Source organism: Azospirillum sp. B506 (genome assembly GCF_000333595.1).
Lineage (GTDB): Bacteria > Pseudomonadota > Alphaproteobacteria > Azospirillales > Azospirillaceae > Azospirillum.
The window spans coordinates 1-3,680 of record NZ_BADK01000684.1; the positions used below are offsets into that span (position 1 = coordinate 1).

1 protein-coding gene and 1 pseudogene are annotated in these 3,680 nt (G+C 69.5%); both read left to right on the forward strand.

Annotation, left to right across the window (positions count from 1 at the left end; genetic code table 11):
• Nucleotides 1-868: Ig-like domain-containing protein (locus I71_RS39970; RefSeq protein ID WP_042697298.1), on the forward strand; the 868-nt coding region annotated here is incomplete at its 5' end.
• A pseudogene (locus I71_RS20520) lies at nucleotides 865-3,680 on the forward strand (Ig-like domain-containing protein); the annotation flags it as partial. The gene I71_RS39970 and the pseudogene I71_RS20520, both read left to right, overlap by 4 nt.

The window sequence follows — 3,680 nt, forward strand, 5'->3', positions numbered from 1 at the left end:
GCTGTCGGCCGGCTATCTCGACTCCGCCACCGGGCATTGGGTGCTGACCCCCAGCCAGCTCGCCGGACTGAAATTCACCCCGCCGCACGATGACAGCGGGACCTTCCAGCTGACGGTGACCGCGGTCTCGCGGGAAAGCAGCAACGCCGACCGGGCAACCACCAGCAGGACTCTGTCCATCGAGGTGGCGCCCGTCAGCGATGCGCCCGCCATTTCCGCCACCGCCGCCACCGCGCTGGAGGACCAGGCCGCCAATCTGTCGATCGACGCCGCGGTCACCGATCTGGTCGGGACCGGCGAGGTGATCACCGCCTTGAGGGTGACGGTTCCGGCCGGCTTCACCCTGTCGGGCGGCACGTCGCTCGGCAACGGCGTTTACGACCTGACCGGCCTGTCGGCCCACGCCCGCGCTGCCTTGAAGTTGACGCCGCCCGCCAACTATTCCGGCACGGTGACGCTGACGGTGGAGGCTGCCTCCCAGGACGGCACGGCGGCACCCGCCTGGTCGACCAGGAGCGTCTCGGTCACCTACACCGCGGTCGCCGACGCGCCCAACGTCACGGCCCATGACGCGACCGGGGCGGAGGACACGCCCATCGCCCTCACCCTGTCGGCCAGCCTCGTCGATACCGACGGGTCGGAGACGATGGCGGTCATCCTGTCGGGCCTGCCGGCCGGCGCGGTGCTGAACCACGGCTCCAACAACGGCGACGGCTCCTGGACGCTGAAGCCGTCGGAACTGACCGGGCTGACCGTGACGCCGCCGCGCAACTATTCGGGCGGCATGGACCTGACGCTGACCGCCACCAGCCTGGAAAGCTCCAACAGGACACGGCGAGCACGACAGCCCACATCCATGTCACCGTGACCGCGGTCGCCGATGCGCCGACCGTCATCGTCGCCAACGCCTCGGGTAGCGAGGACACGCCCATCGCGCTGAACCTGACGGCCGCCCTGGTCGACACCGACGGGTCGGAGACGATGACCGTCGTCCTGTCGGGCCTGCCGGCCGGCGCGGTGCTGATCGATGCGAACGGCACCACCCTGACGCCCACCTCCGGAGCGGTCAGCCTGACCGCCGCGCAGCTGACCGGGCTGAAGCTGATGCCGCCGGCCAATGCCGGCACCGACTTCAACCTGACCTTGACCGCGACCACGACGGAAACCTCCACCGGCGCCACCGCCACCACCAGCCAGCTTTTCCGGGTGAGCGTCGATCCGGTCGCCGATCAGCCCATCGTCACCTGGGCGCCGCTGACCGGGACCGAGGACACCGCTGTGCCGCTGAACCTGTCGGTGGCGCTGGCCGACACCGACGGGTCGGAGCGGCTCGGCCTCCTGACCATCGCCGGCGTGCCCACCGGTGCGCTGCTGTCGGCCGGCACCCGCAATGCCGACGGCAGCTGGACCCTGACGCCGGCCCAGCTCACCGGCCTGTCCCTGACACCGCCTGCCAACAGCGATGCGCCGATCACCCTGACCGTCACCGCCGTCAGCATCGAGTCCAACGGCAGCACGGCGACCAAGGTGGTGACCGTGCCGATCACCCTGGCCGCCGTGTCCGACACCCCGACGCTGACCGTGTCCGCGGCGACCGGGAACGAGGACACGGCCATCGCCCTGACGATCACCCCGGCGCTGACCGACACGGACGGGTCGGAAACGTTGACCGTCACCATCAGCGGCATCCCGCCGGGAGCCAGCCTCAGCAACAGCGCCGGAAACACGTTGGCGATCAGCAACGGCGCGATCACGCTGACGCCGGCCCAGCTTGCCGGGCTGAAGATCACGCCGCCCTCGAACAGCGATGCCGACTTCACCCTGACGGTCACGGCGATCGCCACCGACGGCACTGCGGCACCGGCAAGCCTCAGTGCATCCCTGCCGGTCACGGTCAACCCGGTGAGCGACACGCCGACCCTGACAGTCCAGGCCGCGACCGGCGACGAGGACACGCCCATCGCGCTGTCCATCAGCCCGGCGCTGACCGATCTCGACGGGTCGGAGACGCTGACCGTCACCATCAGCGGCATCCCGACCGGCGCCAGCCTGAGCAACAGCGCCGGCAACACCCTGACCATCAGCAATGGCTCGATCACCCTGACGCCGACACAGCTGGCCGGCTTGAAGATCACACCGCCGTCGAACAGCGATACCGATTTCAACCTGACGGTGACTGCGACCGCCAAGGACGGCAATGCCGCCGCGGCCACGGTGTCGAAGACGCTGGCGGTGACGGTCAATCCAGTGTCCGACACCCCGACGCTGACCGTGTCCGCCGCGACCGGCGACGAGGACACGGCCATCGCCCTGACGATCACCCCGGCGCTGACCGATCCGTCGGAAACGCTGACCGTTACCATCGCCGGCATTCCGAGCGGGGCGAAGCTGACCAACAGCGCCGGCAACAGCCTGACGATCAGCAACGGCTCGATCACGCTGACGCCGGCCCAGCTTGCCGGGCTGAAGATCACGCCGCCGTCGAACGACAGCAGCAACTTCACCCTGACGGTCACCGCGACCTCCACCGACGGCAGCGCCGCTCCGGCTTCCACCGTGGCGCAACTGCCGGTCACCGTCCACGCGGTGTCGGACGTCCCGACCCTGCAGGTCGATCCGGCGTCGGTGGCGGAGGACGGCACCGTCGCCCTGTCGATCAGCCCCGCGCTGACCGACCCGTCGGAGACACTGAGCGTCACCATCGCCGGCATCCCGAGCGGCGCCCACCTGTCGAACACGGCCGGCGACACGCTGACCATCGTCAACGGCTCGATCACGCTGACTCCGGACAAGCTCGCCGGCCTCGCGATCTCGCCGCCGCATGACAGCGGCAACAGCTTCACCCTGTCGGTCACCGCCACCTCGACCGACGGCACCGCCACGCCGGCGAGCATCTCCCGGTCGCTCGCCGTGACGGTCACGCCGGTCGCCGACACGCCGACGCTGAGCACCCCGGCCGTCCATGGGTCGGAGGACACGGCGATTCCGCTGACCATCACCGCGGCGTCCACCGACAGCGACGGCTCGGAAACAGTGACGGTGCGGATCGACGGCATGCCGACGGGCGCCAGCCTGAACCACGGCACCCACAACAGCGACGGCAGCTGGAGCCTCAGTGCAGCCGACCTGACCGGCCTGACCTACACCCCGCCTGCCAACGCCAACGGCGACGTCACCCTGTCGGTCACCGCGACCGCCCAGGACGGATCCAGCAGCGCGGCGGTGACCCGGACGCTGACGGTGACGGTCGATCCGGTGAACGACAAGCCGACGATGGCTGCCGGCCACGCCTCGACCGTCATCGCCGCCGACGCCACCGACCATCCGGCCGTGGCATCCGATGCGACGATCGCCGATGTGGACAGCAGCGTCATGTCCGGCATGTCGATCCGCATTTCCGCCGGTTCGCAGACCGGCGACACGCTGAACCTGGACAGCCTGACCATCGCCACCGACCCGTCCACCGGCCGCAAGACGGTGGCTGGCACCGGAATCGAGGTCAACTGGGACGATACCAACCACCAGCTGTCGCTGTCGGGCACGGCGTCGACCGCCACCTACACCGATATTCTCCACCATCTGGCTCTGACGCCCAATGGCAGCGGCGCACGCACGTTGGAGATGACGGTCAGCGACGATCACGGGCTGTCCAGCGATCCGCTGTCGATGCAGGTGCTGGT